This window comes from Silvibacterium acidisoli, from assembly GCA_022870745.1.
Lineage (GTDB): Bacteria > Acidobacteriota > Terriglobia > Terriglobales > Acidobacteriaceae > Silvibacterium.
The window spans coordinates 1,939,735-1,951,876 of record CP085323.1; the positions used below are offsets into that span (position 1 = coordinate 1,939,735).

Consider the following 12,142-nt stretch of genomic DNA (forward strand, 5'->3'; position numbering starts at 1 on the left):
CCAACTGTGGCCGGCCACTGCCGCAGGCCGTTCCCATGGCGGGACCCTTGCCGGTCTATCCTTCCGACCGGGTGCGGCGGCATATCCGCGCACTGTCGGTGCTCTGGATTGCCTACGGTGCGTGGACCTTTCTGCACTGGATGATCGCCCTGTCCATCTTCGCGGGCCGCTTCGGCAGGTATTTCGGCCCATGGAACCAGGGGCCGTTCTCGGAGTTCCCGTTTACGCATGTGCACTCCCTGCTTCCGCTCATCACGATCACGCTGGTGGGGCGCTGCATCCTGTCGGTCCTGGCGGGCCTTGCTCTCGCCCGCCGCGCGCGCCCTGCCCGGATCTTCGCGTTGGTCATGGCCTTCCTGACGATCTTCCGCCCGATCACCGGCACCGCCCTCGCGATCTACACGCTCTGGGTACTGATTCCGGCTGCATCGCGGGACGAGTACGAGCAGATCAGCGTTTAAGTTGACCGGCAAGACGAAAGGCTTCACCGCCAGGGACGCGAAGGAATGCAAAAATTTGCGGCTTTTCCTTACGCTCTTTGCGCCCTGGCGGTGAAAATACCCGGCCCCCTTTGGCTGCATCCCGGAACGAGTACGAGCCGCTGAGTCTTTAGCCGGGCCTGGCGACTCTAAAATAGAGAGATGGACTTCCCCGTAACCCGCATGCGGCGCCTGCGCCGCACTGAGGCCATGCGCAGCCTGGTACGTGAGACAAGCCTTGAGCCTGGCGCACTGATTTATCCGCTGTTCCTCTGCCCCGGCGAAGGCATCCGCCGCGAAATCAGCTCCATGCCCGGCGTCTTTAACCTCTCGATTGACGAGGCGGTGAAGGAAGCCGAGGAAGCCGCATCGCTCGGCCTGGGCGGCCTGCTGCTCTTCGGTCTGCCCGAGACAAAGGACGAGCAGGCGACAGGCGCGTGGGACGAAAACGGCATTGTCCAGCAGGGCCTGCGTGCCCTCAAGCAGTCGAAGGCGGCAAAAGACCTCCTGCTGATCGCCGACGTCTGCCTCTGCGAGTACACCTCGCACGGCCACTGCGGCATCGTGCACCAGCACGGCAACGAGTATGAGATCGAGAACGACTCCAGCCTGGAATTGATCGCCAAAACCGCTGTATCGCTCGCCCGCGCCGGAGCAGACATCGTCGCTCCCAGCGACATGATGGACGGCCGCGTGGCCGAGATGCGCGATGAGCTGGACGTGGCAGGCTTCGAACAGACTCCAATCCTGTCCTACGCGGCCAAGTTCGCCTCGGCGTTTTATGGGCCCTTCCGCGAAGCAGCCGACTCTGCGCCGCAGTTTGGCGACCGTCGCAGCTACCAGATGGATGGAGCGAACCTGCGCGAGGCCATGCGCGAGATCGAACAGGACCTGGGCGAGGGCGCGGACATGATCCTGATGAAACCCGCCATGCCATACCTCGATGTGATTCGCGCGGCCAGGGAGAGATTTGACGCACCCATCGGGGCTTACCAGGTGTCCGGCGAGTACTCCATGCTGCACGCGGCCTTTGCCAAAGGCTGGCTCGAGCCGCAGCGCGCCATGATGGAATCGCTGCTTTCGATCCGCCGCGCCGGTGCGGGATTTATTGTGACCTACTTTGCCAAAGATGCTGCCAGGGCCCTGAACTAAATATGTGTGAACAAGACTGGAAAAGGTACCGGAAATACCGGTTCCAACTGCTTACGGTGTGGCTGGCCAGCGCGCCGGCCGCCCTGCTCTGCGGCGTTCTCAGCCAATCGCTGTTCCACAGCGATGTCCTGCTGTCGCTCGCTTCAGTTGCCTTCTTTGTCCTCTTTCTCTACACCGGAATCCGCTTCCAGAACTTCCCCTGCCCCCGCTGCCGCCAGAGCTTCGCCGGAAAGTGGTGGAACAACCAGAGCGTCTTCGCCCGGAGCTGCCATCATTGCGGACTGGCGAAATTCGGCGTCTGTGAGGAGTAGTTTCGGAAATCTTTAAGCCCGGTCCAGCTCAGCGAACAGCTCGCTGAGCTGGACGCGGATCTCCGTGCCAGGAATTGTCAGCACGCCGCCCTCCGGTTCCTGCATTCCGGTCTTCGTGTAGACGTGGGCCTTGCGCGAATCCGGATCGACCACCCAGACGTGCTCCGTGCCAAACTTGAAATAATCGTCTACTCGCTGGCGCAACCGTTTTGACAGTATCTTCCGGCGAGAGGATTTCGACGAAGAGCAACGCCGGTGTGCGCAGAATCCGCTGCCACTCTCCAGGCCAGACGGGACGACCGTGATGTCGGGAATCCGAAAGCGTGAGGGCGACACTTGAACCCTGAGCTCCGGGTAGCCCTCAATCTGCCATTCGTCGCGTTTCAACGTGAAGAGAAAAGTGAAGTAACGCTGCAGGATGGAGTGTTCTTTCTCGCCTAAGTTTCTTTCCTCGATCTCGCCATCCACGTAATCGCAATCCGGCCGGAAGCTGGTCGCAAGGTACTCGGCCACCGAGAGTTTAACGGGATGCGGAACCGCGCTCATGCCTCAAGTATCGCGCAAACCCCTCGCGCTCCCAGCCGAAAATCGCCGCCCTGCATCCTTCCGCGCCGTCGCACATCTTCCTTTAGGAAGCCTTGCGTACAATAGACGGTTGGGCACCGGCGATTTTTGCCTCGTCCGGCCCTTCCACGCAAGTCAATACCAGATCGGAGCTTACCCTTGGCAGAGACGATTTACGACGTAGCCATCATCGGCGGCGGACCCGCCGGATATACGGCGGCCATCCGCGCCGGCCAGTACGGCCTTAAGACGGCACTCATTGAAAAGGACGCGGCCCTCGGCGGCACCTGCCTGCTGGTCGGATGCATTCCCACCAAGGCACTGCTCTTCAATGCTGAGATCTATGACCACCTGAAGCACGCCAAGGAATATGGCCTCGACGGCCTCGGCGACGCCCAGCTGAACTGGAAGACCATCCTCGACCGCAAGAACTCGGTCGTGACCCGCCACACCAAGGGCCTCGACTTCCTGATGCGCAAGAACAAGGTCACCGTCGTCCCCGGATGGGGCAAGCTGACCGGTCCCGCCAAGGACGGCATCCATACCGTCGACGTCGTCGCCGAAGGCTCGGCAAAAGGCAAGGCGGCCACCGTCAAGGCGAAAAATGTCATTATCGCCACCGGTTCGAACGCCCGCATGCTGCCCGGTATCGAAACCAGCGATCGCGTGCTGAGCAACATCGAAATCCTCTCCATGCCGAGCATTCCCAAGTCGCTGGTCGTCATCGGCGCGGGCGCGGTGGGTGTTGAATTCGCCTCGATCTTCAAGAGCTTCGGAGCCGACATCTCCATCGTGGAATACCTGCCCCGCCTGGTTCCCGCCGAGGACGAGGAGGTCAGCAAGGAGCTGACCCGCCAGTTCAAGAAGCGCGGCATCGACATCAACACCGGCGCCAAGGTGGAAAAGGTAGAAAACACAAAGGATGGCGTCAAGGTCACCTTCACCGACTCCAACGGCAAGCAGGTCGTGAAGGAAGCCGAGAAGGTTCTCGTTGCCGTGGGACGCGCTCCCCGCACCGAAGGCATCGGTCTCGAAAAGACCTCGATCAAGCCCGATCGCGGCTTCATCTCGACCGACGAGTACATGCAGACCACGGAGCCCGGCGTTTACGCCATCGGCGATATCGTCGCGGGATTTCCCCAGCTGGCGCACTCCGGCGCAATGGCTGGCATGGTTGCCGCCGCCAGGATCGCCGGCAAGTACGCCCGCCCGATTAAGCGCGAACGCATCCCCGGCTGCACCTACACCGAGCCGCAGATCGGCAGCGTAGGCCTGACCGAGGCCAAGGCCAAGGAAAAGGGTTACGACATCAAGGTGGGCAAGTTCCCGTTCGTCGGCAACTCCAAGGCCACGATTCTCGACGCGCACGACGGCTTCATCAAGGTCGTTGCCGATGCCAAGTACGGCGAGATCCTCGGCGTGCACATCATCGGTCCCCAGGCGACCGAGCTGATCTCGGAAGCGGTCACCGCCATGGAGCTCGAAGCCACGGTTGAGGACATGCTCTGGATCGTCCACGCGCATCCGACGCTCTACGAGGCAATGCTCGACGGCTTCGCCAGTGTCGAAGGCCTCGCGATCAACGTCTAATTGCATTTAAAGAAACAGTGAAAGGCCGTGCCGCTCAGGTGGCACGGCCTTTCACAGCTGCTAGACTGGCCTGTCATGCGCTTCCTTTTTGCATCACTCCTCGCCTTCCTGATCGCTGCTCCATCACACGCACAGTCCACTTCCATCGACGTTCCCGCAGGCGCAAAGCTTCTGCTCACCGCCAGGGGCTCCGGCCTGCAGGTTTACGGCTGCACAAACGGGCAATGGACGCTGAATTATCCCGACGCAACGCTGCTCGACGCTCAGAGCAAGCTTCTCGGCTGGCACACAGCGGGACCGACCTGGAAACTTCAGGACGGCAGCGAGGTGAAAGGCAAGATGATCGCCAGCCATCCGGCCTCGGACGGCACCTCGATCCCTGAGTTGCTTCTCGCCGCGGTTCCCGGCAGCGGCAAGGGCCGCTTTGCGGATGTGGCCTACATCCGCCGGACAGAGACTCACGCCGGCGCTGCGCCAAAACAGCCCTGCACCGGCGGTACTTTGCCGGTGGTCTACGGCGCAACCTACAGTTTTTACACGGCAAAATGAGGCTTCCGGCCCGCCAGTTGAACGAGTAACCTTTTCCGGCTGGACAACTCCAATGGAGTGGGAGATCGAATCATGATCAGGAATATAGCCCGCACACTTCTGCTTTTCGCCGTTGCAATCCCGGCCGTGAGCTGCCAGGCCTCCGACGCGCCGCTTCCGGCCTTCGCCGCCGATCCCGGACTCGCGAAAGTATCCTCGCAGGAAACCGCCGTCTTCGCCGGAGGATGCTTCTGGGGCACGCAGGCCGTCTTCGAGCGCGTCAAGGGAGTTACGGCCACCACCGCTGGCTACTCGGGCGGAACTGCCGCGACCGCGCATTACTCCGACGTAACGACGGAAACCACCGGCCACGCCGAGAGCGTGAAGGTCGTCTACGATCCGTCGAAGATCAGCTACGCGCAACTGCTGCGCATCTTCTTCTCGGTCGCGCACGATCCGACGCAGCTCAACCGCCAGGGCAACGATGTAGGCACGTCCTATCGCTCGGCGATCTTCTACGCCAACGACGAGCAGAAGAAGCTGGCGACGGACTACATCGCGCAGCTCGACAGCGATCACGTCTTCAAGCACAAGATCGTCACGCAGGTAGTTCCGCTCAAGGGCTTTTACGCGGCAGAGGACTATCACCAGGACTACGCCATCAAGAACCCCAACAACCCCTACATCTTCGTCTGCGACCGCCCCAAGATCGCCGAGCTGAAGAAGCAGTTTCCGGACCTCTTCCAGAAATACAAGGGCGAGTAAGACCGCATCAGCTCATAAGCAAGCCCACATCGTTTCGCGATGTGGGCTTTTTCTTATGGAGGGCGAATACGTCCCTCCGCACGATCCGTAACTCCGCGATATCATCAGGCAATCGCGGAGAGCCATGCAGACAGAAACGCCACCATCACGGTTACGAAATGTTTTCCACGTTTTCCTCTGCATCGTCCTCACGCTGTATGGTCTGTGGTGCGGCGCGGCTCTCTTCTTCGATGTCCGCATCGCGTGGATGCGCATCCCCTCGATCCTGCTCTTCCTGGCAGCTCTCGCGCTCTCTTTGTGCTTGCTCAAAGGCTTTCGCAACCGGCTGCTCGCATGCCTCGCCTGCTGCCTCATCGTCACCGTATGGTGGCTCTCTCTGCGCCCATCCAATCACGAAAAGTGGCAGGCGGATGTTTCGCGGCTGGCCTCGGGCGATGTCTCCGGAAGCATCATCACGCTGCACAACGTCCGCGACTGCGACTACCGAGCCGAGCTCGACTACACCTGCAAGTGGCTCACCCGCACCGTCGATCTGAACAAGCTGCGCGGCATGGATCTCTTCATGGATTACTGGGGATCGCCCTACATCGCGCACACCATCCTGAGCTTTGACTTCGGCGACGGACACCCAGTGGCCTTCTCCATCGAAGCCCGCAAGCAGATCGGGCAAAGCTACTCGGCCGTTCGCGGATTCTTCCGCCAGTACACGCTCATCTCCGTCGTGAGCGGCGAGCGCGACGTGATCCGGCTGCGAACCAACTACCGCAAAGACGAGGACATCTACCTCTTCCACACCACGGCAACCGTGCCCTTCATGCGCCAGCTCTTCCTCGACTACGTGGCCTTCACCAACCAGCTGCACGATCACGCGGAGTGGTACAACGCCATTACGTCGAACTGCACAACCGAGATCTTCCACCTGAAGGCAATGCACAGCCAGCCGTTTCATCTGGCCATCCTGCTCAACGGCAAGGGCGACGCGATGGAGTACAAACTGGGGAATCTCGCCACGGACGGGCTCAGCTTCGATGAACTGAAGAAGCGGGCGTATATCAATCCAGCGGCAAAGGCCGCGGATAAAGATCCGAATTTCTCAGAGCGTATTCGCGAGGGACGGCCAGGATTTGAGAATCTTAGCGCCGCCCATTGAGTTGTCATTCCTCGCAAAGCGAGGAACCTGCTTTTCGCAAGACCAAGTCCAGGCGAAGTGCCTGTAGGAGAACCGGGAACAGGTAGGAGGCGGCTTTAGCCGTCTCATCCAGAAGGCCAAAACAAAGGGCTTCAGTCCCTGAGGGAGATCCTCCTCAGCGGCTGTAGCCGCCCATCGCCCTGCAATTGATTCATGAGACTAAACCACACACCACCTGTCCTTGCCTACTCACGCATCCACGCCCGAAAACAAAAGCAGGTTCCTCACTACGTTCGGAATGACAAAGGAACAAGGATGCCTAGAGCAGCCCCGTACCCGCGATCGCCTCAAGCACCTTTAACGGAGAATGCTCCGGAGCCACCATCGCCTCCGGCTTCACCAGGAACGTCTGCTCGAGCGCATACTGCCCGGTCAGCACCGCATGCGGCACCGTATCCGTATAGACCATCCAGCTCGAACCCGCGGGAAACTGCCACGGATACTTCGTGCTCTCGGCCTGGAAGCGTGCGTTTTCCTTGAGGAAGTTGTGGAAACGCATCATGAAATCGTCGTATGGCGAGCGCTTAATGGACGGAATCGCCGCGCCGAGCCCGATGGCGCGGCCAAGGCCCTTGCCTGCCCTGCTCATCGCCGTATCTGGAACCGGCGCTATCTCAGCCGGGGCAAACTGCCCAACGAGCTTTGCGAAGGGATCGGCGACCACCCAGTCGCGCGTGCGTGTAGGGTGGATGTTGTTGAAGAAGCGCAGGATGCGCGCGCCCTGCGTTGGCCGGGTCGGGAAAGCGTCGGTGTGCAGCAGGTCATTCCGTTTGCGAAGTGACAGGTCGCGCCCCTGCTCTTCCTGCGGACGAAAGCTGGCGTAATCGAGCTGCCACTGCCCACGATACGGCGAAAGGAAGCCGGTGAGAAATTCGACGACGCTGCGGGAGTAACTCCGCATGATGCCGCGCAGCCGGTCGACCGCGGCCTGATCGGCAGTCTTGGTGTCCAGGCCGCTCAGGGCGTCGATGTTCGGCTTGTAGGCGATGTTCTTATGTAGGGAGCTGTCGGTCTGCTGCTGGCCAAGGAGAAAGCTCAGGTCGTTCTCAGGGATGCGGATCGGCGTCTGCGGAAAGTACAGGATCTCCCCGGCCTCGAGCTGCGCGCAGAGCTGGCGTGCCTGATCCGGCGAGGGCGAAGTGGTTTCGAGCGTAATCAGACCCATGAGCTATCTCCCCGAAATTTTGCGGCGCGCCCAGAGCCCCAGCAGCACAACCAGCGCCACGGCCAGGGCGATCAGGCCGGACGGAAAGGCGATATAGCGGTAGCTGTCGGCCATGTTTACGTGGTGCCCTGCAGAGTTGTAGAAGAGCAGCCCGAGAATCGACACGAAACAGACCGCGAAGAAGACCATGAACCCAAAGGCGAAGGCCATCAGGAGGCTCGAAAACAGCCCCAGATCGCCCAGAGGAATGCCGAATGTCTTGCCCGGCGCCTGCCTTATCTCGTGTACTGACATAACGCTCCGTTCGACGCGCGACAGGCTGCGGAAGACGCGCGTCCGCCTCAGCTAGAATACAAGTTCATGGTTGAAGTCGCCCAGGTACCGCTGCTCTCACCCGCCCAGGTCGCCCAGCGGGCGCCGCTCGAGCATTCCGCAAATGGCATCCGCTACGCGGGCCACGGAGAGAATCAGATCACCCGCGAAGAGCTTGCCCGCGTGGTTCAGGCTGTTCCCGCAAGCGTTGCGAAGGCTCTGACCGAGCGCGCCTACTACTTTGTGCCCCTGGTGCTGAGCGAGGGCGAGCAGCCCACCATCGCCACCGGCTACAACGTCGATCTTGGCGATCGCGCCATCTGCCACCGCAACGTCGCGCTCGGCCCGGCCCCGGCAACATTCATCTCCACCCGGCTGATGCAGGACCGCTTCGCGCTGGCCTTCGAATTCTTCATCAACGCCGGGCACCAGTTCGTCGATGCCGTCGGTGTACCGGAGAGCTTCGGCGACCTGGCCTGGTCGCAGGCCCGCGCCGATGTGCGCGGCGAAACCAGCCAGGATGCCTACGAGAACCGCCGTAAGGCTCTCAATCGCAATCCGGAACAGATCGACGAAAAAGCCAAGAGCGGATTTCTCGAAGCCGCCTTTGCCGATGCGCTGGCCATCTACATGCTCGCCCTGACTATCGATTTCGACTACACCGAGCTGCGCGAGCGCGAGTATCCGCTGCTGGCTGCGCCGTCCCTGGCCGAGCGCCTGCGCCTGATGGCGAAGCTCTTTCCGCCGAACGCCGGATACGACTTCGAGATCCGCTACAGGCGGCGCGGTTAGACCCGGATCATGATCGCTCACCTTCGCGGACGCCTTTTCTCCAAACAGCCCGGTCAGGCCATCGTCGAGGCCGCCGGTGTCGGTTACGACGTCACCATCAGCGTGCCAACCTTCACCTCGCTCCCAGCCGAGGGAACGGAAGTCTCCCTGCACATCCACACCCAGGTGCGCGAAGACCTGATCGCGCTCTTCGGCTTCTTTGACCTGCGCGAAAAGCGGCTCTTCGAGCGGCTGATTACCGTTTCCGGAGTCGGCCCGAAGCTGGCCGTGACCATTCTCAGCGGACTCGACCCCGACCGCATGATCGCCGCCATCCGCGCGCAGGATCACGCGACGCTGACCCGCATCCCCGGCGTCGGCAAGAAGCTGGCCGAGCGGCTCAGCCTGGAACTACGCGACAAGATGGAAGACATGGCGACCGCTCCAGCGGCTGCCGTGGTATCAGCCGGTCCGGCTGCCGACGACGTGCTCTCCGCCCTGACCAACCTCGGCTACCAGCGCCCCGCTGCTTTGAAAGCCATCGAAACGGTAGTCGAAAAGGACAAAGCGCTCGGCGAAGACTTCGACCAGCTCTTCCGCGCGGCGTTAAAGGTCATTCGCTAAATCAGAACAGCCAACCTGCGGGTGCCCCATTCATGACGCAGCTTCATCGCGGCATGAGTGGGATCGCACAGACTTCCGAGAAGCGCGTTTATCGGGAGTAATTAATAGTGACTAGTAGATTTCATCTTCGGGTATTTTGAGATTCGCTAAATCGAATGCCATCATCAAGCCAAGCTGCCATGCGACCCCGCTATTCGGGGACCACCTGTCAACGACGTGATAGCGACCGCGCTTTAGCCCTTCGATGATCCACTGCGAACCGTCAGTTCCTCTCTGATCGTTGATTGGGTTAGGTGCGCTCCAGAATTTGCTGGCTTCAACCTGCGAAAGAAATGCCGAAGTTTGTTCTTTGCTTAGCACCTGTGAATGATTCTCAGAGATCGTCCCTGGGCGATATCCTCCAGCCCCACTTCCCGTCTTAGCTGTGAGGAGACCTGTCCCGTCAGGATTGACATCTATCCTGACAGCAACAGGATGATGGAAGGTGCGCAACCACAGAAAACGATATGACTCTGCGTTGGCAGCCCTAATCATCTGGTAAAGAGAAGGCTCCTGCAAGGCACTTAGCTGTGCCGAATACCAGTCGTTCTTGAGATGGCCTCGTCGGAGATCAAGAGAAGACTCGGGAAAATACTTGATGGGATGCGATGGTGCTTGCGCCCGCGCAAGTACCATAACGAAAGCAACCGTAAATAAGACGATGAGGCGCTGACGCAATGAGTTCTCCAGGCAATTCCCTGCTTACGAAGTTTAGACACCGGGCATCGACGAAGTGTTCCACTTGCTATCGTTGGAAAAACGAATCGGTGCCTCGATTACTCCTCAGAAGTCGGCGTGTAGCCAGCGATCCGGCTGGGCGGCTCCTCTTCTCCGGTTTCAGGTCTCAGCTCACCATAACGGCGTTTATGAGGAGTAATTCGCTGACGTTGCCGAAAAGGTGACCTCTCGGGAGCACGCTCAACGCCAAGCGATCACACACTGCCTCAGAATACGAGGTGCACGCCAGGCAGACATGAAATCTTCCATAGAAATCGTCTTGCCTTCTGCAAGCCTGAGCTTTCCGCGACTTGCTCCAAGAATGATAGAAAAGTGACCGGTCTCAGAAGGTGTGTCGTACAGAACGATTGGAATACGCCCCCGTCTCCTTTGTGCGAGCAATTCAGGTAGTCCAATGGCGCATTCCACAGGAACACCTAATCGTTTGAGGCGACGGTAACCGATCATCTCGTATCCACCGATGTCGTCATCGGGATCTGTGTGAAATGAAACCTGTAGGCCTAGTTCTCTGAGGCCTGCGGCTAAGTGCACCGTGAACGATCCGTGACGTTTCGTGTGGCGGCAAGCAGAGATGATCTTGGCTGCTGCGGGCTTCTTCCCATAATGGTGCAGTGCAGACCATGCGGCGAGAGGTCCACAGTGTCCGTCCAACTTCAGTATTTTTGATGGAGCGGTCCACCAATCAGGAAGTTTCATCGTGTGGTTATACCTGAAGACGCGGAGTTCCTAGCGAAGAGCATATCAATGCGTTGAACCTTCTGGAAGATGGCGTCATCGTTAATTGCGATTAGTACTGCTAAGTCGGCTTATCGCCAGCGACCGCCAAATTAAGAAGGTGGATTTCTCGGAAAATAAGAGTTAACCGCGGCACATGCGAAGAGACAGGGACAGCATACTGGAGTGAACGCCTGTCATCGGTCCCTGCCTAACACCGCAGGCGATCTTCCGCGTCTTAGCCAGAAATTGATCATCAGGGAGTCTTCGTGATTCTCCACGAAATGACTCCACCCCGCAGGCACATAGAGCAGATCGCCCGCACGCTGCGTGACGGAGATCGGTGTAGCCTTCGAGAACTCCGGGAAGCGTGTCGCATCCGGAGACTTTGCGTTAACCATGCTGACCCCGAAGTCTGGAAGTGCATTCGGTTTCGGATGAATCATGTATAGATAAGGAAAATCGGCTGGCGGATAGAGGAGCCATTCTTTGGCACCGAAGTATGCGAACGAGAAGTTATCCGTGATGTCCTTGTGCAGGGCGGTCACCGTTCCCCTCTTACCCATCCACATCCGTGGCTCATTGAGAAAATACTCAGGGTAGAACATCGGAAAAGGAACCCCGAGATCGCGCGCCATCTCGACGGGTATCACGGTGCCGGCGGCATAGGCCGTCCCGGCATCGTTTACCTGCATGAAGTGTTCCCCGATGAAATTTCGTAGGGGCATCTCTTCTTCGCGGCGATTCAGGTAGCTACCTGGATCTGCCATATTGCCGAAACGGACGTTCACGGTCTGATCGCCGTAGGCCCCTTGCAGCAGACCTAAGATCTCCGCTTCAGAGAACTTCAGCGCACCCAGCCGCAGTAGAAAAGGCATGGAGCGCGCTGCATACTCTTTCGAAAACGCCTCGTCACCCAGAGAATCAAGAACGTCCAGGGCGGCGAGGCGAGGCATCTCACGGGTAGCCTCATATATCTGGGGAAACCAAACAACAGGACTGTCCATCTATCGACTCCTACACATTTTGAGAATAGATCCTGTTGAGAATAGATCCTGGACGACTCCAGCCCGGTCTAAAGCAGAACAATCAGTACGTGAAGTCCCTAGAAGTCGGCTTGGGGAAAGTGAGTCCCGAGAATCGCTCTTTGGGTTACGAGATCAGAAGCATTCGCCGACAAACATTCCGGATTTGGGATCGG

Annotated in this window: 15 protein-coding genes; 9 read left to right on the forward strand and 6 right to left on the reverse strand. The window is 59.4% G+C overall.

What is annotated here, in order from left to right:
- The first annotated feature begins 35 nt into the window (after nucleotides 1-35).
- The 3 genes from LJD29_RS07925 (at nucleotide 36) to LJD29_RS07935 (ending at nucleotide 1,942) form a co-directional block, all read left to right on the forward strand.
- The gene (locus LJD29_RS07925) at nucleotides 36-461 is read left to right on the forward strand and encodes a hypothetical protein (RefSeq protein ID WP_446745215.1); all 426 of its coding nucleotides are present in this window, start codon (nucleotides 36-38) and stop codon (nucleotides 459-461) included.
- 180 nt (nucleotides 462-641) lie between these two features.
- Nucleotides 642-1,631, forward strand: coding sequence for a porphobilinogen synthase (gene hemB / locus LJD29_RS07930; protein ID WP_446745216.1), 990 nt, complete (start codon nucleotides 642-644; stop codon nucleotides 1,629-1,631).
- A 2-nt stretch (nucleotides 1,632-1,633) separates the two neighbouring features.
- On the forward strand, nucleotides 1,634-1,942 hold the full coding sequence (locus tag LJD29_RS07935) for a hypothetical protein (RefSeq protein WP_446745217.1): 309 nt from the start codon (nucleotides 1,634-1,636) through the stop codon (nucleotides 1,940-1,942).
- A 12-nt stretch (nucleotides 1,943-1,954) separates the two neighbouring features.
- Here the strand turns inward: LJD29_RS07935 and LJD29_RS07940 are convergent, their stop codons facing one another.
- A complete protein-coding gene (locus LJD29_RS07940) occupies nucleotides 1,955-2,488 on the reverse strand; it encodes a Uma2 family endonuclease (RefSeq protein WP_446745218.1) in 534 nt (177 codons plus the stop codon).
- 177 nt (nucleotides 2,489-2,665) lie between these two features.
- Between LJD29_RS07940 and lpdA the strand changes: the two genes are divergently transcribed.
- The 4 genes from lpdA (at nucleotide 2,666) to LJD29_RS07960 (ending at nucleotide 6,539) form a co-directional block, all read left to right on the forward strand.
- Nucleotides 2,666-4,096: a dihydrolipoyl dehydrogenase gene (gene lpdA / locus LJD29_RS07945; RefSeq protein WP_446745219.1), complete on the forward strand. Its 1,431-nt coding sequence runs from the start codon at nucleotides 2,666-2,668 to the stop codon at nucleotides 4,094-4,096.
- A 75-nt stretch (nucleotides 4,097-4,171) separates the two neighbouring features.
- The gene (locus LJD29_RS07950) at nucleotides 4,172-4,645 is read left to right on the forward strand and encodes a DUF3455 domain-containing protein (protein WP_446745220.1); all 474 of its coding nucleotides are present in this window, start codon (nucleotides 4,172-4,174) and stop codon (nucleotides 4,643-4,645) included.
- A gap of 72 nt (nucleotides 4,646-4,717) precedes the next feature.
- Nucleotides 4,718-5,389 carry a peptide-methionine (S)-S-oxide reductase MsrA gene (gene msrA / locus LJD29_RS07955; protein ID WP_446745221.1) on the forward strand — a complete coding sequence of 224 codons (672 nt, stop codon included), beginning with the start codon at nucleotides 4,718-4,720 and terminating at the stop codon, nucleotides 5,387-5,389.
- 124 nt (nucleotides 5,390-5,513) lie between these two features.
- A complete protein-coding gene (locus LJD29_RS07960) occupies nucleotides 5,514-6,539 on the forward strand; it encodes an Lnb N-terminal periplasmic domain-containing protein (RefSeq protein WP_446745222.1) in 1,026 nt (341 codons plus the stop codon).
- A gap of 298 nt (nucleotides 6,540-6,837) precedes the next feature.
- On the opposite strand, the gene LJD29_RS07965 is transcribed toward LJD29_RS07960, so the two are convergent.
- Nucleotides 6,838-7,743, reverse strand: coding sequence for a Kdo hydroxylase family protein (locus tag LJD29_RS07965; protein ID WP_446745223.1), 906 nt, complete (start codon nucleotides 7,741-7,743; stop codon nucleotides 6,838-6,840).
- A 3-nt stretch (nucleotides 7,744-7,746) separates the two neighbouring features.
- A complete protein-coding gene (locus tag LJD29_RS07970; RefSeq protein WP_446745224.1) occupies nucleotides 7,747-8,037 on the reverse strand; it encodes a hypothetical protein in 291 nt (96 codons plus the stop codon).
- Between the two features lie 66 nt (nucleotides 8,038-8,103).
- On the opposite strand from LJD29_RS07970, the gene LJD29_RS07975 reads away from it, so the two are divergent.
- Together LJD29_RS07975 and ruvA are read left to right on the forward strand one after the other, a co-directional pair.
- The gene (locus tag LJD29_RS07975) at nucleotides 8,104-8,847 is read left to right on the forward strand and encodes a hypothetical protein (RefSeq protein ID WP_446745225.1); all 744 of its coding nucleotides are present in this window, start codon (nucleotides 8,104-8,106) and stop codon (nucleotides 8,845-8,847) included.
- 9 nt (nucleotides 8,848-8,856) lie between these two features.
- Nucleotides 8,857-9,450, forward strand: coding sequence for a Holliday junction branch migration protein RuvA (gene ruvA / locus LJD29_RS07980; protein ID WP_446745226.1), 594 nt, complete (start codon nucleotides 8,857-8,859; stop codon nucleotides 9,448-9,450).
- A 111-nt stretch (nucleotides 9,451-9,561) separates the two neighbouring features.
- Here the strand turns inward: ruvA and LJD29_RS07985 are convergent, their stop codons facing one another.
- The 3 genes from LJD29_RS07985 to LJD29_RS07995 all read right to left on the reverse strand — a co-directional run bounded on the left by LJD29_RS07985 (nucleotide 9,562) and on the right by LJD29_RS07995 (nucleotide 11,948).
- Nucleotides 9,562-10,167: a hypothetical protein gene (locus LJD29_RS07985; RefSeq protein ID WP_446745227.1), complete on the reverse strand. Its 606-nt coding sequence runs from the start codon at nucleotides 10,165-10,167 to the stop codon at nucleotides 9,562-9,564.
- A gap of 240 nt (nucleotides 10,168-10,407) precedes the next feature.
- The gene (locus tag LJD29_RS07990) at nucleotides 10,408-10,923 is read right to left on the reverse strand and encodes a hypothetical protein (protein WP_446745228.1); all 516 of its coding nucleotides are present in this window, start codon (nucleotides 10,921-10,923) and stop codon (nucleotides 10,408-10,410) included.
- Nucleotides 10,924-11,138: 215 nt separating this feature from the next.
- Entirely contained in the window at nucleotides 11,139-11,948 is an 810-nt protein-coding gene (locus tag LJD29_RS07995) for a cupin-like domain-containing protein (protein ID WP_446745229.1), read from the reverse strand.
- Nucleotides 11,949-12,142 lie beyond the last annotated feature (194 nt).